General features: G+C 59.7%; 18 protein-coding genes and 1 pseudogene. 16 read left to right on the top strand and 3 right to left on the bottom strand.

The genetic code is table 11. The features are described from left to right. The 10 genes from ftsZ to Q1W40_RS02090 form a co-directional block, all read left to right on the top strand. A partial coding sequence (gene ftsZ, locus Q1W40_RS02135) for a cell division protein FtsZ (protein WP_300708406.1) occupies window positions 1-1,208 on the top strand: 1,208 nt, incomplete at its 5' end. A gap of 160 nt (window positions 1,209-1,368) precedes the next feature. Next, window positions 1,369-2,292, top strand: coding sequence for a UDP-3-O-acyl-N-acetylglucosamine deacetylase (gene lpxC, locus Q1W40_RS02130; protein ID WP_300708404.1), 924 nt, complete (start codon window positions 1,369-1,371; stop codon window positions 2,290-2,292). Between the two features lie 17 nt (window positions 2,293-2,309). Then, window positions 2,310-2,897, top strand: coding sequence for a YqiA/YcfP family alpha/beta fold hydrolase (locus Q1W40_RS02125; protein WP_300708408.1), 588 nt, complete (start codon window positions 2,310-2,312; stop codon window positions 2,895-2,897). Between the two features lie 44 nt (window positions 2,898-2,941). Next, entirely contained in the window at window positions 2,942-4,993 is a 2,052-nt protein-coding gene (locus Q1W40_RS02120; RefSeq protein ID WP_300708402.1) for a ribonuclease catalytic domain-containing protein, read from the top strand. Between the two features lie 6 nt (window positions 4,994-4,999). Continuing rightward, window positions 5,000-5,866 carry a TonB family protein gene (locus Q1W40_RS02115; protein ID WP_300708400.1) on the top strand — a complete coding sequence of 289 codons (867 nt, stop codon included), beginning with the start codon at window positions 5,000-5,002 and terminating at the stop codon, window positions 5,864-5,866. 39 nt (window positions 5,867-5,905) lie between these two features. Continuing rightward, window positions 5,906-6,640 (top strand): monofunctional biosynthetic peptidoglycan transglycosylase, encoded by a 735-nt coding sequence (mtgA, locus tag Q1W40_RS02110; RefSeq protein WP_300708398.1) that lies wholly within the window; start codon window positions 5,906-5,908, stop codon window positions 6,638-6,640. Continuing rightward, window positions 6,637-7,203 carry a crossover junction endodeoxyribonuclease RuvC gene (gene ruvC / locus Q1W40_RS02105; protein ID WP_108324403.1) on the top strand — a complete coding sequence of 189 codons (567 nt, stop codon included), beginning with the start codon at window positions 6,637-6,639 and terminating at the stop codon, window positions 7,201-7,203. The genes mtgA and ruvC overlap by 4 nt, the downstream gene beginning before the upstream one ends. A gap of 34 nt (window positions 7,204-7,237) precedes the next feature. Next, window positions 7,238-8,392, top strand: a complete 1,155-nt coding sequence (gene rodA, locus Q1W40_RS02100; protein WP_300708394.1) for a rod shape-determining protein RodA — start codon at window positions 7,238-7,240, stop codon at window positions 8,390-8,392. A 51-nt stretch (window positions 8,393-8,443) separates the two neighbouring features. Continuing rightward, the gene (gene tldD, locus Q1W40_RS02095) at window positions 8,444-9,904 is read left to right on the top strand and encodes a metalloprotease TldD (protein ID WP_300708392.1); all 1,461 of its coding nucleotides are present in this window, start codon (window positions 8,444-8,446) and stop codon (window positions 9,902-9,904) included. A gap of 254 nt (window positions 9,905-10,158) precedes the next feature. Further along, on the top strand, window positions 10,159-11,274 hold the full coding sequence (locus Q1W40_RS02090; RefSeq protein ID WP_300708390.1) for a 3-deoxy-7-phosphoheptulonate synthase: 1,116 nt from the start codon (window positions 10,159-10,161) through the stop codon (window positions 11,272-11,274). Between the two features lie 57 nt (window positions 11,275-11,331). On the opposite strand, the gene Q1W40_RS02085 is transcribed toward Q1W40_RS02090, so the two are convergent. Both Q1W40_RS02085 and mpl read right to left on the bottom strand, forming a co-directional pair. Next, the gene (locus Q1W40_RS02085) at window positions 11,332-12,216 is read right to left on the bottom strand and encodes a DMT family transporter (RefSeq protein ID WP_300708388.1); all 885 of its coding nucleotides are present in this window, start codon (window positions 12,214-12,216) and stop codon (window positions 11,332-11,334) included. A gap of 5 nt (window positions 12,217-12,221) precedes the next feature. Then, window positions 12,222-13,592 carry a UDP-N-acetylmuramate:L-alanyl-gamma-D-glutamyl-meso-diaminopimelate ligase gene (mpl, locus tag Q1W40_RS02080; RefSeq protein ID WP_300708386.1) on the bottom strand — a complete coding sequence of 457 codons (1,371 nt, stop codon included), beginning with the start codon at window positions 13,590-13,592 and terminating at the stop codon, window positions 12,222-12,224. Window positions 13,593-13,696: 104 nt separating this feature from the next. Here mpl and Q1W40_RS02075 point away from each other — a divergent pair, with 104 nt between their 5' ends. The 6 genes from Q1W40_RS02075 (at window position 13,697) to Q1W40_RS02050 (ending at window position 18,596) form a co-directional block, all read left to right on the top strand. Beyond that, window positions 13,697-14,281 (top strand): hypothetical protein, encoded by a 585-nt coding sequence (locus Q1W40_RS02075; protein ID WP_300708384.1) that lies wholly within the window; start codon window positions 13,697-13,699, stop codon window positions 14,279-14,281. 14 nt (window positions 14,282-14,295) lie between these two features. Next, window positions 14,296-14,838, top strand: coding sequence for a TlpA disulfide reductase family protein (locus tag Q1W40_RS02070; RefSeq protein ID WP_300708382.1), 543 nt, complete (start codon window positions 14,296-14,298; stop codon window positions 14,836-14,838). A gap of 160 nt (window positions 14,839-14,998) precedes the next feature. Then, window positions 14,999-15,451, top strand: coding sequence for an acetyl-CoA carboxylase biotin carboxyl carrier protein (accB, locus tag Q1W40_RS02065; protein WP_300708380.1), 453 nt, complete (start codon window positions 14,999-15,001; stop codon window positions 15,449-15,451). A 16-nt stretch (window positions 15,452-15,467) separates the two neighbouring features. After that, window positions 15,468-16,817 (top strand): acetyl-CoA carboxylase biotin carboxylase subunit, encoded by a 1,350-nt coding sequence (gene accC / locus Q1W40_RS02060; protein WP_300708378.1) that lies wholly within the window; start codon window positions 15,468-15,470, stop codon window positions 16,815-16,817. A gap of 14 nt (window positions 16,818-16,831) precedes the next feature. Beyond that, the gene (gene prmA, locus Q1W40_RS02055) at window positions 16,832-17,728 is read left to right on the top strand and encodes a 50S ribosomal protein L11 methyltransferase (protein WP_300708376.1); all 897 of its coding nucleotides are present in this window, start codon (window positions 16,832-16,834) and stop codon (window positions 17,726-17,728) included. A 31-nt stretch (window positions 17,729-17,759) separates the two neighbouring features. Next, window positions 17,760-18,596, top strand: coding sequence for a zinc-ribbon and DUF3426 domain-containing protein (locus Q1W40_RS02050; RefSeq protein ID WP_300708374.1), 837 nt, complete (start codon window positions 17,760-17,762; stop codon window positions 18,594-18,596). Between the two features lie 70 nt (window positions 18,597-18,666). Here Q1W40_RS02050 and Q1W40_RS02045 read toward each other — a convergent pair. Beyond that, window positions 18,667-18,972: pseudogene (locus tag Q1W40_RS02045) on the bottom strand (histone); the annotation flags it as partial.

Genomic DNA, 18,972 nt, shown 5'->3' with positions numbered 1-18,972 from the left:
TTGAAATGATCCAAACCGAAGAATTCAACCAAGGCACCCAGATCAAAGTGATCGGCGTCGGCGGTGGCGGCGGCAATGCCGTTGAGCACATGATCGAGCGCAACGTCCAAGGCGTTGAGTTTGTTTGCGCCAACACCGATGCCCAGGCTTTGGCCCGCAGCGCCGCGCACCGTTTCATCCAGCTCGGTCAAACCGGCCTGGGCGCTGGCAGCAAGCCAGAAAAAGGTCGCGAAGCCGCCGAGAGCGCAGAAGCCGACATCCGCGCTGCCATCGAAGGCTCGCACATGTTGTTCATCACCGCGGGCATGGGCGGTGGCACAGGCACTGGCGCGGCGCCCGTGATCGCACGCATTGCCAAAGAGATGGGCATCCTCACCGTGGGCGTGGTCACCAAGCCTTTCGAGTTTGAAGGCGGCCGCCGCATGTCCAATGCCGACATCGGTATGCAGGAACTCGAAGCCAATGTCGATTCCCTGATCGTGGTCTTGAACGAAAAACTGCTGGAATTGCCCGGCGGTGAAGACATGACCCAGGACGAGGCTTTCGCCCACGCCAACGACGTGCTGAAAAACGCCGTCGGCGGTATCGCTGAAATCATCAACGTGCCGGGCCATGTGAACGTCGACTTTGAAGACGTGCGCACCGTGATGGGCGAGCCTGGCAAAGCCATGATGGGCACGGCAGCAGCCAGCGGTCCTGACCGCGCGCGCATCGCCGCCGAACAAGCCGTGGCCTGCCCATTGCTCGAGGGTGTGGATTTGTCGGGTGCCAAGGGCGTGCTGGTGCTGATCAGCGCCGCCAAGGGCTCGCTCAAGCTGTCCGAGTCCAAGCAGGCGATGAACACCATCCGTGCTTATGCTTCGGAAAATGCCCATGTGATCTACGGTACCGCTTACGACGAAAGTCTGGGCGACGAGATCCGTGTGACGGTGGTGGCTACGGGTTTGTCCAAGCAAGGTGCACGCCGCACAGCCCCTCCGCTGCAAGTGCTGCGCACAGGCACTGACAATGCCCCCTTCATGATGGGCGGTCAGGACGCTGTAGCACCATCATTGAACGCCGCAACACCTGCAGCGGCCAATGGCGTGAACATTCCAGCCTACTGGCGCAACAACCGCACCCACGCGGCAGCCCGTGTGGATGGCATGGCCAATGCCGGCATGGACGACATCGAGATTCCGGCCTTCTTGCGCAAGCAAGCCGACTGATCGCTGATCAGCTGAATCATTTCTGGTGCTTTGAAGACCAGACGGGCGTGTCCCGTCTGGCCTTTTTTGCTTTGACGAGACGATCCACTTGTCGCGGGGGTGGTGCGTGACCGCCAACCCTGTAAGAGCAGGGAAAAGCATGCACCTTTAAAATGCAGTGATGCTCGCACAACGTACCCTCAAAACCCTGACCAAAGCCGTTGGCGTTGGCCTGCACAGCGGCCAACGGGTCGAGTTGACCCTGCGCCCGGCAGCACCCGACACGGGCATTGTGTTTCGGCGTGTGGACCTGCCCGAGCCCGTGGACATCCCGGTCAAAGCCGAATCGGTGACCGACACGCGCTTGGCTTCAACCATTTCGGTGGGCCAGGCCAAAGTGCACACGGTCGAACACTTGATGTCCGCTTGTGCCGGTCTGGGGATCGACAACCTCTATGTTGACATCACCGCCGAAGAGGTTCCCATCCTGGACGGCTCGGCTTCTTCATTTGTCTTCTTGTTGCAAAGCGCGGGGGTGGTCGAGCAAACAGCACCCAAGTGTTTCATCCGTGTGCTCAAACCCGTGCAAGTGAGCGAAGGCGAAGGCCAAAACATCAAATGGGCGCGCCTGGAGCCTTATCACGGGTACAAGCTGAGTTTTGAGATTGAATTTCATCACCCCGCAGTCGATTCGACAGGACAGCAGGTGGTGTTTGACATGTCCGAAGGCGTGTACGCCCGGGACATCGCCCGTGCGCGCACCTTTGGCTTCACCAAAGACGTTGAGATGATGCGCGCCAACGGCCTGGCCTTGGGCGGTGGTCTGGACAATGCCATCGTGATGGACGATTACAAAGTGCTCAATGCCGATGGTTTGCGTTACGACGACGAGTTCGTCAAACACAAGATCCTTGACGCGATGGGTGATCTGTACATCGTGGGTCATCCCTTGTTGGCCGCTTACAGCGCTTTCCGCTCAGGTCACGCCATGAACAACCAGCTGCTGCGTGCGCTTCTGGCGCAACCAGACGCTTATGAAATCGTGACTTTCGACAAGTCCAGCCAGGCGCCCAAGGGTTTTTCCGCCTTGCAGCCCGCGTGGTGATGTCTGCTGTGCAGGGCATGCCGCGCACCACCCACCTTCTGTACCTCCACGGTTTCAGGTCGTCACCCCAGTCGGCCAAAGCCCAAAAAATTGCCAACTGGGTGCAGGCAGATCATCCGGGCGTCACTTGGTGCTGCCCTCAGTTGCCCGCTTCGCCACGGCAAGCCATCGACGACTTGCGCTCGCTTGTGGCCGGTTGGCCTGTGCAAGGCATGGCGGTGGTCGGGTCGTCTTTGGGCGGTTTCTATGCCAGCTGGTTGGCTGGGCACTTGGGGTGTCCAGCGGTGCTGATCAACCCGGCAGTGCATCCTTCGCGTGATTTGGCCAAGTACATCGGTGAACAGCCTGTTTGGCACGATCCGGCGCAAAGCATCTTTTTTGATGCGGCTTATGTGCATGAGTTGCAAGTGCTGGAGGCGCAAGCGCCTGGCACTCAGCCCAAGACCCTGGCCTTGATCGCCAAAGGGGATGAAGTGCTCGACTGGCGCGAAATGCTGGCGCGCCACAAGGCCGGTCAGGTGCATCTGATCGAGGGCGGTGACCATGCGCTGAGCGATTTCGATCTTTACAAAGCTGAAATCCTGGAATTTCTTCGCCTGGTCTGAAGCCTCGGGGTCGGAACGGCGGGCAGGCGTGGGAAAATCTGAGCATGTACGTATTATTTGAAGAAGCCGGCAAATTCATGGCCGGGAGGGTCATGTCCGAAGCCGAGGCTTCCGCGCAGGTCGAGCTGGACTCGGGCAAGCGGGTCAAAGTCAAGGCGGCGCAAATGCTGCTCAAGTTCGAAAAACCCGCACCCGCTGCTTTGCTCAGCGAGGCGACGGCTTTGAGCCCGAGCATTGAGTTGGAGCTGGCCTACGAGTTCGCCTCGGACGAAGAGTTCGGTTTTGCCGATTTGGCGCAAGACTATTTCAGCAGCGCGGCCACCACGGTGCAGCAAGTTGCTGCCTTGATGCGCCTGCACGAGGCGCCGCATTATTTCCGCCGCGCGGGCAAAGGCCGATACCGCAAGGCCCCGGCCGAAATCGTGCAGCAAGCCTTGGCCGCGATCGAAAAGAAAAAACAAATCCAGGCGCAGATCGAAGCTTGGGCGGCTGACTTGGTGGCAGGCACTTGCCCTGAGCCGATCCGTGAGCAGCTCTACAAGATCCTGTTTCGCCCAGACAAAAACACGCCCGAATACAAAGCCGTGGTCGAGGCCAGCAAAAGCAGCCAGACCGCGCCATTGGACTTGCTGCAAAACGCCGGGGCCATTGCCTCGGCTTGGGACTTCCATTGGCAGCGCTTCTTGTTCGACTTGTTCCCGAAAGGTACAGGTTTTCCGGCCTTGCAGGCACCGGCCATCACGGACGAATTGCCCTTGTCGCCCGTACAGGCGTTCTCCATCGATGATTCGCACACCACCGAGATCGACGATGCCTTGTCCTTGCAGGGCTTGGGCAGCGGCACCGTCACCGTGGGCATCCACATCGCAGCGCCAGGCTTGGCCCTGACGCCCGGCAGTGCCATTGACCAGCTGGGCCGCTCGCGCTTGTCCACGGTCTACATGCCGGGCTACAAGATCACCATGCTGCCCGACAGCGTGGTGCAGGCCTACACCTTGATCGAAGGCCGTGCGTGCCCTGCGGTGTCCCTGTATGTGACGTTCAGCGAAGACACGCTGGATGTGCAGAAGACCGAAACCCGTCTGGAGCGCGTGAACATCCTGGCCAACTTGCGCCATGACCAGCTCGATGACCGCATCACCCAGGCATGGCTCGAAGGCGAAGACCAGAGCGATCACGCGGACGTCCCGGTGAACCGTGCAACCCTGGCCTTTTTCTGGCGTCTGGCGCAAACCCTCAAGGCGCGCCGCGAAGTGGTGCGCGGCAAGCCGGAAAACTTCAACCGCCCGGACTACAGCTTCAAGCTGGACCGGCCCAGCAACGATGCGCCGCCAACTGGCGAAGAGGCCGTGCTGATCGGTACCCGCAAACGCGGTGCCCCGCTGGATTTGATGGTGGCCGAGGCCATGATTTTGGCCAACAGCACTTGGGGCCAATGGCTGGCCAGCCTGGGCGTGCCCGGCATTTACCGCAGCCAGGCCAGCATGGCGCCTGGCGTCAAGGTGCGCATGGGCACCAAGGCCTTGCCGCACGCGGGCATTGGCGTGCCCAGCTATGCCTGGAGCACATCGCCCCTGCGCCGTTACACCGATCTGGTCAACCAATGGCAGATCATTGCCTGTGCCAAGCATGGCGCCACGGCCGCACTGGCGGCGCCCTTCAAACCCAAAGACGCCGAGCTGTTCTCGATCATCAGTGGTTTTGACGCGGCCTACAGCGCCTACAACGCCGTGCAGTCCAGCATGGATCGCTACTGGACGCTGCGCCATGTGCAGCAGCAAGGCATCACCGAGTTGGAAGCCAGCTTGGTCAAGGAAATGGGCGGGGGCATTTGGCTGGTGCGCGCCGACAGTCTGCCCCTCATGTTCAGTGTGATGGGCGCGCAAGGCTTGACGCGTGGCGCCCGTGTGCGCGTGCATCTGGGCGAGATCGACCTGATGGCATTGGATGTGAAGGGCACTGTCACGGCACATCTGGATGCACCGCAGGTGGCCGCCGATGAAACCGATGAAGCGGAAGACGACGAAGCCCTGAGCGCAGGTCCTTTGACGATCGCCGTCGACCTGAACGACAGCACACAAAGCGATGGTGCGTGATTGAGCATGAAGCGCTTGGCCCCTCACCGCACGCTCCAATGGTCCCTGGGCATTTCGCTGGCCCTGCACTTGGCTTTGTTGACCTTGCGTTTCGCTGCACCGGAAACTTTCAATCGGGTATTTGAGGATACGCCGCTTGAAGTGGTCTTGGTCAACGCACGCAGCAATGAACGTCCTCCTGAAGCGCAAGCGCTGGCGCAGGTGAGTCTGGCGGGCGGCGGACAGGTGCCAGAGGTGCACATGGCCACCTCGCCATTACCTGCTGCAGCGACCACCGAGTCGGGCACGGACATCACGGAAATGCAGCGCAAAATTGAAGCGCTCAAAGTGCAGCAGATGCGTTTGCTCACCCAGCTCAAAACCGAATTGAACGAGTTGTCGCGCGATGACCCCGGTGACAAGAGCAACGCAAATGAGCGCCAGGCCCGCGAAGAGCGCAAGCAACAACTGACGCGTCAGCTGGCGCAGATTGAGCAGCGCGTGGCGCAGACGCAAGGCTCGCCCCGCAAACGTTACATCAGCCCCGCCACCAAAGAGACGGTGTATGCCTTGTATTACGACAAGCTGCGCCGCACCATCGAAAGCCAAGGCACCCAGAATTTTCCGCAAGCGCGTGGTGAAAAGCTCTATGGAAAATTGACCATGGTGATCACGGTCAACAGTCGGGGTGAGCTGCTGAGCACCGAGGTGGCCAGCTCTTCGCGCAACCCTCTGTTGGATGAGCGTGCTGTGGCCATTGTGCGCAGTGCCGGACCGTTTGATCCTTTTGGCGCCAAAATGCGCAGCCAAGCTGACCAGATTGTGGTGGTGTCGCGTTTCATGTTCTCGCGTGACGACACCTTGTCAACCCGCATGCTGGCTCCGGATCAGTGAGTCTGTTGTTGTGATACGAATCTTTGTGCAAGGAATCCCATGAAGGCTTTGGTGCGTTGGTGTGCCTTGCTTGCTTGTGCCGTCCTGTGTTTGCAGGTTTTTCTCCTGCTGCGCATCGCCAGTTTTTCAGTGATCTCGCCTGAATCCACCAGTTTTGAACGCTCGCAGGTCTGGCAGGTCCTCACTCGGCAAGGGCGCTTGCCCTGGCGGCAGGAATGGGTGGATCAGAACCGCATCTCGACCTCGCTCAAGCGTGCGGTGATGGCTTCGGAAGACAGTGCATTCACGCAGCACCACGGCATTTGGTGGGACTCGCTCGAAAAGGCCTGGGGCAAAAATGCCAAAGCCAAAGCGCAGGCCGAGCGGCGCGCCCAGCGTCAGGGTGATGCCAAACCGGTTGAGCCCAAAATTGTGGGGGGCTCGACCATCACGCAGCAATTGGCCAAAAACTTGTTTTTATCGGGTGAGCGCACCTTGCTGCGCAAGGCCCAGGAGATGGTCTTGACCTTGGAGTTGGAGCTCTTTTTGTCCAAAAGTCGCATCCTCGAGATTTACCTCAACAGTGTGGAGTGGGGTGAGGGTGTGTTCGGTGCCGAGGCTGCTGCACAGCATTACTTTCGCAAATCGGCATCGGCCTTGAGCGCTTGGGAAAGCGCACGCTTGGCGGTCATGCTGCCGCGTCCACGGTATTTTGAACAACGCCCCCAGTCCCCATATTTGGCCAACCGCGCCGAAGTGATCGTGGGCCGCATGAACGATGTGGCGCTGCCATGAGTGCGCCTGCGACCGTCCGCATTTTGGGGATTGACCCAGGTTTGCAGACCACGGGCTTTGGTGTGTTGGACATGACCGGATCACACCTGCAGTACGTGGCCAGCGGCGTGATCCAGACCACGAAGGAAGAGATGGGCAATTTGCCCGCACGCCTGAAAGTGATTTATGACGGTATCCGTGAGATCCACGAACGCTACCAGCCCGATGTGGCTTCGGTGGAAATCGTGTTCGTGAACGTCAACCCGCAGGCCACCTTGCTGCTGGGTCAAGCTCGCGGCTGCTGCGTGACGGCCCTTGTGTCTTGCGGCTTGCCGGTGGCCGAGTACACCGCTTTGCAAATGAAGCAGTCTGTCACGGGTCATGGCCGGGCGGACAAATCGCAGGTGCAGGAGATGGTCAAGCGCCTGCTGCAGTTGCCGGTGGTGCCCAGGCAAGATGCGGCCGACGCTTTGGGTTTGGCCATCACCCACGCGCACGCCAGCCCCTCGATGAACAAGCTGGCTGCGCAAGGCGTGCTCAACCGCAAAACCCATGGCATGTTCCGCAGTGGCCGTAGCCATTGAGTGCGCTCAGGTTTGATCAAGGGATAATCGCACCATGGTTGCAGTGATTCAAAAACCCACGTTGGGTCAACGGTTGGTCGGCTTGGTCGAAGGCTTTGACGGGCCTTTGGCGTTTGCTGTTTTCATGCTCGCTTGCGTGGGCATGCTGATCATGTATTCCTCGGGTTATGACCATGGCAGCCGCTTTGTGGACCATGCGCGCAACATGGTGTTGGCTGGTTTCATCATGTTTGTGGTGGCCCAGGTGCCGCCGCAAAAACTCATGGCTTGGGCAGTTCCGGTCTATGCGGTGGGTGTGGCCTTGTTGATCGCAGTGGCCTTGTTTGGGCTCACGAAAAAAGGGGCACGGCGCTGGCTGAACCTGGGTGTCGTGATCCAGCCCAGTGAAATCTTGAAGATCGCGATGCCGCTCATGCTCTCGGCCTGGTTTCAAAAACGGGAAGGGCGGCTCAGGCCGCTGGACTTCGCGATGGCGATGCTGATTCTGGGTGTCCCCGTGGGCCTCATCATGAAGCAACCAGACCTCGGCACCTCATTGCTGGTGTTGTCAGCTGGTTTGTCGGTGATCTTTTTTGCAGGGCTGAAATGGCGCTGGATCTTGCCACCGGTGGTGCTGGCTTTGGCGGGCATGGTGGTGCTGGTCATCATGGAGCCCACTTTGTGCCAAGCGGATGTGGACTGGCGTATCCTGCATGAATACCAACGCCAGCGGGTTTGCACTTTGCTCGATCCTGCCCGAGACCCCTTGGGCAAAGGCTTTCACATCATCCAGGGCATGATCGCCATTGGCTCTGGGGGCTTTTGGGGCAAGGGTTTCATGCAAGGCACCCAAACCCACTTGGAGTTCATTCCGGAACGTACCACCGATTTCATTTTTGCGGCCTTTGGAGAAGAGTTCGGATTCATTGGCGGGCTGGTTCTGATTTCGGGCTTCTTCTTCCTGGTCTACCGAGGCTTGGTGATCGCCTCACAAGCACCCACCATGTTCAGCCGCTTGCTGGCAGCCAGCGTGTCCATGATCTTTTTCACCTACGCGTTTGTGAACATGGGCATGGTCAGTGGCATCTTGCCGGTGGTGGGTGTGCCTTTGCCTTTCGTCAGCTATGGCGGTACCGCCATGGTCACCTTGGGCTTTGCCCTGGGCATCCTGATGGCGATTGCCAAGTCCAAACAACTGGTTCAAAGCTGACCTGTCCCGGGCTGCGGACAAAGGGATTGCGCAATCCCTACAATGAGGTCCATGATTTCACGCGAACCCACCATCGAACGCCTGGCCACGGCCAAGTCCCTGTTGCTTGACCCGTTTGGTCTGAACGAAACCCACCTGACTCAAGCCCTGAACGCCATCAAGGCGCATGCGGTCGACGACGCCGATCTGTACTTTCAATACACCCGCTCAGAAGGCTGGAGCTTGGAAGAGGGCATCGTCAAGACCGGCAGCTTCAGCATCGACCAAGGCGTGGGCGTGCGGGCGGTATCGGGCGAGAAAACCGCCTTTGCCTATTCGGACGACATCTCCGAAGCCTCTTTGATGGACGCGGCCATGACGGTGCGATCCATTGGCGCCGCAGCGCAAAACAAGCGCATCAAGGTGCCCGCGCGCAAGATTTCGGCCAGCCGCTCGCTCTACCCCTCACTGGACCCGATGTCCACACTGGACAGCACCGCCAAGGTCAATTTGCTGGGACGGGTGGAAAAGATCGCCCGAGCCAAAGACCCGCGTGTGGTGCAGGTCATGGCCGGTCTGGCCACCGAATACGATGTGGTGATGGTGGCCCGCGCCGACGGCACATTGGCCGCCGATGTTCGGCCCCTGATCCGCCTGTCGGTCACGGTGATCGCCGAGCAAAACGGCCGCCGCGAAGTCGGCAGCTCTGGCGGCGGTGGCCGCTTTGGTCTGGCCTATTTTGATGACGCCATGGTCGAGGGCTATGTGCAGGAAGCCGTGTCGGCCGCGCTCATCAACCTCGATGCCCGTCCCGCGCCTGCTGGCGAAATGACGGTGGTGCTGGGCAATGGCTGGCCCGGCGTGCTGCTGCACGAAGCCGTGGGCCATGGCCTAGAAGGCGACTTCAACCGCAAGGGCTCGAGCGCCTTCAGCGGCCGCATTGGCCAGCGCGTGGCCGCCAAAGGTGTCACGGTGCTGGACGACGGCACCATGGCCGATCGCCGTGGGTCTTTGAATGTGGACGACGAAGGCCACGCCAGCCAGAAGAACGTGCTGATCGAAGACGGCATCTTGCGCGGCTACATCCAGGATTCGATGAACGCCCGCCTGATGGGCGTCAAGCCCACGGGCAATGGCCGCCGCGAAAGCTATGCCCACGTGCCCATGCCGCGCATGACCAACACCTATATGTTGGGTGGCGACAAGAGCCCCGAAGAGATTGTGGCCAGCATCAAAAAAGGCCTGTACGCCACCAACTTCGCGGGCGGCCAGGTCGACATCACCAGCGGCAAGTTTGTGTTCTCGGCCAGCCAGGCTTACTGGGTGGAAAACGGCAAGATCCAATACCCCGTCAAGGGCGCAACACTTATCGGCAGCGGCCCCGAGTCGCTCAAGAAGATCAGCATGATCGGCAACGACATGAAGCTCGACTCGGGCGTGGGCACCTGCGGCAAAGAAGGTCAGAGCGTGCCCGTGGGCGTGGGTCAGCCGACGCTGCGCATCGAGGGCCTCACCGTCGGGGGTACGGCTTGAACTTGAAAGACTGAACCAGAAAAGGCCCTTCGGGTTTGTCCCCGGATCGGCCTGTCAGGAACTGTCATCGAGCTGTGATACATTGAACCCCATGTCTTCGCGCATCGCTTTTTACTTTTTTTATTTTTGGTTCTCAGTCCCCGGCGGACGAGAGGCGAGCGCATAAGCACCCGAACATCTCGACACACACCGCCGGAGCCCCAAAGCCCGGCGGTTTTTTTTCACCTGTCTTTTTTCAATCTGAGGAGTCCACGATGAACACCAAAACCACAGAAGCTTGGTATCCGAATGCTGTCGACCGCACCGGCCAGACCGACGACGAACGCATCAAGGACATCACCGTGCTCCCTCCACCAGAACATTTGATCCGCTTCTTTCCGATCGCCGGCACGGCGACGGAAACGCTGATCGCCCAGACCCGCAAATCCATCCAGAACATCGTGCACGGCAAAGACGACCGCCTGCTGGTCATCATCGGCCCCTGCTCGATCCATGACCCGGCTGCAGCCCTCGACTACGCCCGCCGCCTCAAGCCCTTGCGTGACCAATATGCCGACACGCTGGAAATCGTGATGCGCGTGTACTTCGAAAAGCCCCGCACCACCGTGGGATGGAAGGGTTTGATCAACGACCCCTACCTGGACGAGAGCTACCGCATCGACGAGGGCCTGCGCATCGCACGCCAGCTGCTGATCGAGATCAACCGCCAGGGTCTGCCCGCAGGCAGCGAGTTCCTGGACGTGATCTCGCCCCAGTACATTGGCGACCTGATCAGCTGGGGCGCTATCGGCGCGCGCACCACCGAAAGCCAAGTGCACCGCGAACTGGCCTCGGGCCTGTCGGCGCCCATCGGTTTCAAGAACGGCACGGATGGCAACATCAAGATCGCGACCGACGCGATCCAGGCTGCAGCCCGTGGTCACCACTTTTTGTCGGTGCACAAAAATGGCCAAGTCGCCATCGTGCAGACCCAGGGCAACCAGGACTGCCACGTCATCCTGCGTGGCGGTAAAGCCCCCAACTACGACGCAGAGAGCGTGGCTGCAGCCTGCAAAGAGCTGGAGGCCGCCAAGCTGCCCGCCACTTTGATGGTGGATTGCAGCCATGCCAACAGCAGCAAAAAGCACGAACGTCAGATTGATGTGGCCAAAGACATTGCCACGCAAATCAGCGGCGGTTCGCGTCAGGTGTTCGGCGTCATGGTCGAAAGCCATCTGGTGGATGGGGCCCAGAAGTTCACGCCCGGCAAGGACGATGTGACCAAGTTGGCCTATGGCCAGAGCATCACCGACGCCTGCATTGGCTGGGACGACAGCGAAGGTGTGTTGCAGGTCTTGTCGGATGCGGTGAAGGCACGCCGCTCACGCTGAAGCGCAGGGGCCTGTGGGTTGGCCTGAAAGGTCAGCCTACAGGCGCTGCGCCAGCGATCATGTGGAGGGCGACGTGGCCTTGACCTGGAACTCGCGCCACAACAAGAACAGGCCGCTGGCCACCACCACGCAGGCGCCCAGCAGCACAGCGCGGTCGGGCACCTGGTCAAACACGAGCCAGCCGCCCAAGGTCATGTAAAGGATCTGCTGGTACAGAAACGGCCCCAGCACAGCGGCCGATGCAAACCGGTGGGCTTGCGCAGCGAAATAATGCCCCGCGCCGCCACTGATCCCTGCCAGTGCAAGCATCAGCCAGTGCCAGCCGGTGCTGGGGACTTGCCAAGACCACCAGGCAAAAGGGGTGAGTACGGCCGTAGACACCAGTGCAGAGGCCAGCTGCATGGTCGCCGGATGTTCACTGCTGGCCAGGCGGCGTGTCAGCAGGTTGAACAAGGCGTACAAAATGGCGTTGCCTGCCGACAGCAAGATGGCCGGGTGAAACGCCTGGCTGCCCGGTCGGATGATGATCAGCACACCGATGAAGCCTGCCGCGATGGCCGCCCAGCGCTGGGCATCGAGACGCTCCCCCAGCCACCAGGCCGATAACACGGCGATCAGGATGGGCACAGAAAACTGCATGGCACCTGTTTCGGCCAGTTGCAGGTATTGCAGGGCCCAGAAGTTCAGGCCCGTCATGCTGGCCAGCAGCATGCCGCGCAGCAGTTGCAGCCTGGGGTGCTGCCAACGGACCAGGGACAAGCCCATGCTCGGGCCGAAGACCGCAAGCGAAAACAGCGAATGCGTCAAAAAGCGCAGCCACACGACTTGCAACACCGGCAAGCTGAGCACCAGCCACTTGGCGGTGGTGTCCAGCACCGCGAACATCAGGGTTGTGAGGGTGACCAGCCCGATGCCAAGCCGCCGGTGGCTGTTGTTGTGCATGCGGCTCAGTCGGTTTGCAGGGCTTGGAGCAGCTTGGCGTGGATGCCGCCAAAGCCACCATTGCTCATGCACAGCAAGTGGTCGCCGGGCTGCACCTGCGCCATCACCTGCGCGATGACTTCATCGATGTTGGCGCCCACTTGCGCACGCGCACCCATGGGCGCAAGGGCTGCTTCTGCGTCCCAGCCCAGGCCACCGGAATGGCAAAACGCCAGATCGGCTTCTTCCAGGCTCCAGGGCAGCTGCGCTTTCATGGTGCCGAGCTTCATGGTGTTGCTGCGCGGCTCAAAAATCGCGAGGATGCGGGCATCGCCCACCTGACGGCGCAGGCCGTTGACGGTGGTGCGAATCGCTGTGGGGTGGTGGGCAAAGTCGTCGTACACCGTGATGCCGTTCACCGTGCCGCGCACTTCCATGCGGCGTTTGACGTTTTCAAAAGTGGCCAGCGCTTGCGCCGCCACAGCCGGTGCCACGCCCACATGCTCGGCAGCGGCGATGGTCGCCAGCGCATTGAGTTGGTTGTGCACGCCGCCGATGGCCCACTGCACTTGGGCCACGGACTTTCCGGCCTGCAAGACCTTGAAGTGCGACGGCTCGCCTTCCGCCTCAAAGTCACTCACGGCGCTGCCAAAGGTGCGCACTTCGCTCCAGCAGCCCTGGCCCAGCACGCGGGTCAGGCTTTCTTCCAGACCGTTGACCACCACGCGGCCCGAGCCGGGAACGGTGCGCACCAAGTGGTGGAACTGGCGCTCGATGGCGGCCAAGTCGTCAAAGATGTCGGCGTGGTCGAATTCCAAGTTGTTCAAGATCGCTGTCCGTGGCCGGTAGTGCACGAATTTGCTGCGCTTATCGAAGAAGGCGGTGTCGTATTCGTCGGCTTCAATGACGAAGTATTTGCCGCCACCCAGCCGGGCCGAGACGCCAAAGTTCAGCGGCACACCGCCGACCAGAAAGCCTGGTTGCAAACCGGCTTGCTCCAGTACCCAGGTCAGCATCGAGGTGGTGGTGGTTTTGCCGTGGGTGCCCGCGACGGCCAGCACATGCTTGCCTTGCAACACATGCTCAGACAGCCATTGCGGCCCGCTGGTGTAAGGCGCACCGGCTTCCAAAATGGCTTCCATCAGCGGGAATTTGGGGCTGCCGTCAGGCAGGCGCGAACGACTGACCACGTTGCCGATCACGTACATGTCGGGCTTCAAGGCCATCTGGTCGGCGCTAAAGCCTTCGATCAGGTCGATGCCCAAGGCCCGAAGCTGATCACTCATTGGTGGGTAAACGCCAGCGTCGCAGCCGGTGACCCGATGCCCGGCTTCGCGTGCCAGAGCTGCCAAACCACCCATGAAGGTGCCACAAATGCCCAGAATATGAATATGCATGGGCTGATTTTAGGTGCCACCGGTGCAGATGACCTTTTGTCGGGTCAGACTTTCGCGAGCCTGATGTGCTGGGGGTGTTTCTGCCTGAGGGCACAATCGAGTCCATGAACGATGCAGGATTTGAAATCGCAGCCACGGCGGCCCGTTTGGTGGTGGAGGAGGGCCTGGCATTTGGCCCCGCCAAGCACCGCGCGCTCAAGGCATTGGGCTTGCCAGGGCGCACGGCCTTGCCCTCCAACGAGGAGGTCGAAGCGCAGGTGTTGGACTACATCTCGCTCTTTTGTGCCGACACCCAACCTGGTGAATTGCTGGCATTGCGTGAGCATGCACTGAAATGGATGCAGCGCTTGGCGGAGTTTCGTCCGCATTTGGGCGGTGCTGTCTGGCAGGGCTGGGCCACCCGCTTGTCGGACATCGATCTGGCCTTGTTTTGTGACGATCCCAAATCGGCTGAGATTGCATTGATCAACCAGAATCTCCGTTACGAAGTGCAGACAGTGCGCGGCATGCACGGTGACGATGTGGATGTGTTGAGCCTGCACAGCTTTTGCGAGGACTTGGACGAAGACATTGGCGTGCACCTGCGCATTTACGATCTGGACGATCTGCGTGGCGCTTTGTTGCCCGATGCCCAAGGCCGTGCGCCACGCGGCGACCTGGCCGCTTTGACACTGTTGCTGTCACGATGAAAGACAATCCCCCCATGTTGCAAGCCCAACAACCCTCCTCCCGTCGCCACCTGATGCTGGCGGCTGGCGCTGCCGCCGGCTTGGCTGGCGCTGGCCTGGCTTGGTGGCGCATGACGCCGCAGTCTGCGTCCGGTGCTGCGCAGCATGCTTTTTGGGGGCACAGCTTTGACACGCCTACGGGCGAGTCGTTGTCCATGGCCTCATTGGCTGGGAAATCCTTGCTGGTGAACTTTTGGGCCACCTGGTGTCCGCCTTGTGTGGAAGAGCTGCCTTTGCTTGATCGCTTCTGGCGTGAAAATGCAGCCAATGGCTTCCAAGTGTTGGCTTTGGCCATTGACCAGCCCAGTGCCGTCAGAAAATTCTTGCAACGCCAGCCCTTGGGTTTTCCGGTGGGTTTGGCCGGGTTAGGGGGCACGGAGCTGGCCAAATCCTTGGGCAACGCCACAGGAGGCTTGCCATTCAGTGTGTTTTTCAAGGCAGATGGATCAATTTGGCGACAAAAGCTGGGTCAATTGAATCTTGATGACCTGAACGAGTGGCGTTCAAGCGGCGTTTGAGCGGGTCGTCGTGGCTGGAAGTGCCTCAGTGGCCCCTTTGTTGGAGGAATTTGGCCGTGGATTTCTCCGAAATGCGAGTTGTTAGATGGTTTTTTGAGGGTTTTTACTGGAAATTGGTGTAAATTCAGGCCCTTACGTTGGCTTACGCAATGGAGGTCCTATGGATTTGCGCAAACTCAAAACCCTGATCGATTTGGTATCAGACTCGAATGTCTCCGAACTGGAGATCACCGAAGCCGAAGGCAAGGTCCGCATCGTCAAGAGCATGGGCGTGGCTGCCCCCGTGATGGTTCAGCAAGCCCCAGCAGCAGCCCCTGTGGCCGTGGCACCTGTGGCCGTGGCGGCACCTGCAGCAGCAGAAGCCCCCGCAGCGCCTGCTGGCCATGCCGTCAAGTCCCCCATGGTCGGTACCTTTTACCGTTCCTCGAGCCCTGGTGCTGCGCCCTTCGTGCAAATCGGCTCGGTCGTCAAGGAAGGCGACACCCTGTGCATCATTGAAGCGATGAAGATCCTCAATGAGATCGAATCCGACAAGTCCGGCACTGTGACCCAAATTCTGTGCGAAAACGGTCAAGCGACCGAATACGGCCAGCCTTTGTTCATCGTCGAATAAACCGAACGGGGATTTCATGTTCAAGAAAATCCTGGTCGCCAACCGCGGTGAGATCGCTTTGCGAATCCAACGCGCTTGCCGAGAGTTGGGCATCAAAGCGGTGATGGTGTATTCCGAAGCCGACAAAGAAGCCAAATACGTGAAGTTGGCCGAAGAAGCGGTCTGTATCGGGCCGGCAGCTTCTCCGCTGAGCTACCTCAACATGCCCGCGATCATCTCGGCCGCCGAAGTGACCGATGCTGAAGCGATTCACCCTGGCTATGGTTTTTTGAGCGAGAACGCGGACTTCGCCGAGCGCGTCGAGAAAAGCGGTTTCCAGTTCATTGGCCCGACCCCTGAGTCGATCCGCATCATGGGTGACAAGGTCTCGGCCAAGCAAGCCATGATCCGCGCCGGCGTGCCTTGCGTGCCTGGCTCTGAAGGCGAGTTGCCCGACGATCCTGCGCAAATCCGCCGTGTCGCCAAGAGCGTGGGTTACCCCGTGATCATCAAAGCCGCAGGCGGTGGCGGTGGCCGCGGTATGCGCGTGGTGCACACCGAAGCCGCCTTGATCAATGCGGTGCAGATGACCAAGGCCGAGGCCGGTGCCGCGTTTGGCAATCCTGCGGTCTACATGGAAAAGTTCCTGCAGAACCCACGGCACGTCGAAATCCAGATCCTGGCAGACAAGCACAAGAACGCGGTCTATCTGGGCGAGCGCGATTGCTCCATGCAACGCCGCCACCAGAAGGTGATCGAAGAGGCGCCAGCCCCCGGTATTCCCCGCAAACTGATCGAGAAGATCGGCGAGCGTTGCGTGGCCGCCTGCAAGAAGATCGGTTACCGCGGTGCGGGCACCTTCGAGTTCCTGTACGAAAACGGCGAGTTCTACTTCATTGAAATGAACACCCGTGTGCAGGTGGAGCACCCTGTGACCGAATGGATCACCGGTGTGGACATCGTGAAGACCCAGATCATGGTCGCTGCCGGTGAGAAATTGCCTTTCACCCAAAAGCAGATCGAGATCCGTGGTCACGCCATCGAGTGCCGTGTGAACGCCGAAGACCCCTTCAAGTTCACCCCTTCGCCTGGCCGCATCACGTCATGGCACATGCCCGGTGGCCCGGGTGTGCGCGTGGACTCGCATGCGTACAACAACTACTTTGTGCCACCGAACTACGACTCGATGATCGGCAAGATCATTGTGCACGGCGACACCCGCGAGCAGGCCCTGGCCCGCATGCAGACCGCCTTGGCCGAAACCGTGATCGAAGGCATCAACACCAACATCCCGCTGCACCGCGAGCTGATGGTGGACGCCAAGTTCATGCAAGGCGGCACCAACATCCATTACCTTGAACACTGGCTCAGCCAACACAAACGCTGAGATCGGATCGCACCATGTTTGAACTGAGCTTGCTCTGCCCGGAGGAACGGGTTGACGTTTTGAGCGACGCGCTCGATGCCCTGGATGCCTTGAGCGTGTCGGTCGAAGATGCCGACGCCCAGACCCCTGCCGAGCAGGCTTTGTTTGGTGAGCCTGGCATGCCGCCACCCAAAGACGGCTGGCAGCGTTCACGCATGGTGGCCCTGTTTGCGCAAGAGTCCGGCGCCAAGGAGGCAGCCACCTTGCTGCAGGCGCAGGACTTCTTTGAAGGTTGCCGATTGCTCGGTATTCAGGCGGTGGCCGATCAGGACTGGGTGCGTTTGACCCAATCGCAATTTGCCCCCGTGGAAGTGACTTCTGATTTTTGGATCGTGCCCACTTGGCATGAGCCACCTGCGCAAGCCAAACAGATCATTCGACTGGACCCAGGCTTGGCCTTCGGCACAGGCACACACCCGACCACCCGCATGTGTCTGCGCTGGATTGCCCGCAACAATGTGCAAGACCAGCGTGTGCTGGATTACGGCTGTGGCTCCGGGATTCTGGCCATTGGCGCCGCCAAGTACGGAGCTGCTCGCATCGATGCTGTGGACATTGACGAGGCTGCGGTCACATCGACCGTGTTGAACGCCGAAGCCAATCACGTGACTTTGGTTGCTGGCTTGCCAGACAAAGCCCAAGGGGTCTACCAAACCGTGCTGGCCAACATCTTGGCGACACCCTTGAAAGTGCTGGCGCCGCTGCTGTGTGCGTACGTGCAGAGCGGTGGCTCTCTGGTGTTGGCGGGCATTTTGGAGCGTCAAGCCAATGAGCTCAAAGCGGCTTATGCACCCTGGGTGCAACTTGAAGTGGCCGATGCGGAAGACGGCTGGATCTTGATGACCGCCAAGAAGTCTGCCGCCGCAGTTTGAGCGGAGACTTGACCCTGTCTACAATCGGGTCATGAACTGGATCACACGCTGCCCTGAATGTGCCACGGTCTATCAGGTTTTGCCTGATCAGCTCGAGGTGGCCAAAGGCTGGTTGCGCTGTGGGGAGTGTCAGCATGCGTTCGACAGCACGGGCCTGATTCTCTCTTGGTCGGGCACCTTACCACCGCGGCTGGATATTGGAGACTTGCTCAAGCAAGAAGACCGCTCGACTTTGGATGTGCGGACCCAAGCTTCTGAGGATTTGAGTTCGTTTGAAAAAGCCCTGTCGAGCTTTCAACCAGAAATCGACAAAGCCATCGTGAGAATGGCTGCATCCCCACCTCAATCGCAGGATCCTGCAGACGACCTCGATGTGTCGACAATCGACGAAACAACGTCCCGGGAGTCGGTGAGTCGTCGTTGGCCGTCGATTTTGGCCTTGTCCGCTTTGGCCCTCGCCTTGCTGAGCCAGGTGATCTGGGTGAACCGCTTCGCTTTGGTAGCCAAGTTTCCAGTGATGGGGCATCACGTTCAGCGAATCTGCAATGCATGGGCTTGTGAATCAGCACATGCGCGAGACCTTCATGCGGTGGTGATCGACACATCCAGCTTCATACAACGTGACGACGCTTTTGAGTTGCAGTGGGTGGTTCGCAACACCTCTGCACAGAATGTGTTGATGACTGCGCTGGAGGTCACGCTGGAGGATGTGCAAGGCAAGCCATTGGTGCGCCGTGTGTTTGGAGCGGACCAGTTGGATGCACCCGAAACACTGTCTCCCGGACAAGTGTGGCAAGGCCTGATGCGCTTGACGGTTGCCCGTGACTTGGCTGTGACCGGATACCGTATTGTGAGTTTTTACCCCTGAGTGGTTTCCCATGAAAAAGCCCAGCACCGTTGCCAGTGTTGGGCTTTATTGCTAGCGTTTGCCAGCTGAATCAGGGCTTGGCGGCCGAAGGAAACGGCCAGGCAGCTTGAGGATTCAGTGTGGTTTGAGCAGCAGGGGCAGCGGGTGCTTTGGATGCCTTCTTTGCAGCAGGCTTCTTGGCAGCTTTTTTCACTGCAGGCTTTTTAGCGGCAGGCTTTTTAGCGGCGGTTTTTTTAACTGCGGCTTTTTTAGCGGGTGCGGCTTTCTTGGCTGCAGGCTTTTTAGCGGCTGCTTTTTTAGGAGCGGCTTTTTTCGCTGGAGCGGCCTTTTTGGCTGGAGCGGCTTTTTTAGCTGCTGGCTTCTTAGCGGCTGCTAC

The organism is Limnohabitans sp. (genome assembly GCF_030158565.1).
Taxonomy (GTDB): Bacteria; Pseudomonadota; Gammaproteobacteria; order Burkholderiales; family Burkholderiaceae_C; genus Limnohabitans_A.
Note: the sequence above shows the minus strand (reverse complement) of the source record. Positions and strands in the feature narration are given on the sequence as shown.

Bases quoted from the DNA above. Each gene is read 5' to 3' on its own strand.
- Q1W40_RS02070 (WP_300708382.1), top strand. From the start codon at position 14,296: ATGTTGCAAGCCCAACAACCCTCCTCCCGTCGCCACCTGATGCTGGCG.
- mpl (WP_300708386.1), bottom strand. From the start codon at position 13,592: ATGCATATTCATATTCTGGGCATTTGTGGCACCTTCATGGGTGGTTTG.
- accB (WP_300708380.1), top strand. From the start codon at position 14,999: ATGGATTTGCGCAAACTCAAAACCCTGATCGATTTGGTATCAGACTCG.
- tldD (WP_300708392.1), top strand. From the start codon at position 8,444: ATGATTTCACGCGAACCCACCATCGAACGCCTGGCCACGGCCAAGTCC.
- Q1W40_RS02075 (WP_300708384.1), top strand. From the start codon at position 13,697: ATGAACGATGCAGGATTTGAAATCGCAGCCACGGCGGCCCGTTTGGTG.
- Q1W40_RS02090 (WP_300708390.1), top strand. From the start codon at position 10,159: ATGAACACCAAAACCACAGAAGCTTGGTATCCGAATGCTGTCGACCGC.
- Q1W40_RS02085 (WP_300708388.1), bottom strand. From the start codon at position 12,216: ATGCACAACAACAGCCACCGGCGGCTTGGCATCGGGCTGGTCACCCTC.
- Q1W40_RS02050 (WP_300708374.1), top strand. From the start codon at position 17,760: ATGAACTGGATCACACGCTGCCCTGAATGTGCCACGGTCTATCAGGTT.
- lpxC (WP_300708404.1), top strand. From the start codon at position 1,369: ATGCTCGCACAACGTACCCTCAAAACCCTGACCAAAGCCGTTGGCGTT.
- rodA (WP_300708394.1), top strand. From the start codon at position 7,238: ATGGTTGCAGTGATTCAAAAACCCACGTTGGGTCAACGGTTGGTCGGC.
- Q1W40_RS02120 (WP_300708402.1), top strand. From the start codon at position 2,942: ATGTACGTATTATTTGAAGAAGCCGGCAAATTCATGGCCGGGAGGGTC.
- Q1W40_RS02125 (WP_300708408.1), top strand. From the start codon at position 2,310: ATGCCGCGCACCACCCACCTTCTGTACCTCCACGGTTTCAGGTCGTCA.
- Q1W40_RS02115 (WP_300708400.1), top strand. From the start codon at position 5,000: ATGAAGCGCTTGGCCCCTCACCGCACGCTCCAATGGTCCCTGGGCATT.
- ruvC (WP_108324403.1), top strand. From the start codon at position 6,637: ATGAGTGCGCCTGCGACCGTCCGCATTTTGGGGATTGACCCAGGTTTG.
- mtgA (WP_300708398.1), top strand. From the start codon at position 5,906: ATGAAGGCTTTGGTGCGTTGGTGTGCCTTGCTTGCTTGTGCCGTCCTG.
- accC (WP_300708378.1), top strand. From the start codon at position 15,468: ATGTTCAAGAAAATCCTGGTCGCCAACCGCGGTGAGATCGCTTTGCGA.
- prmA (WP_300708376.1), top strand. From the start codon at position 16,832: ATGTTTGAACTGAGCTTGCTCTGCCCGGAGGAACGGGTTGACGTTTTG.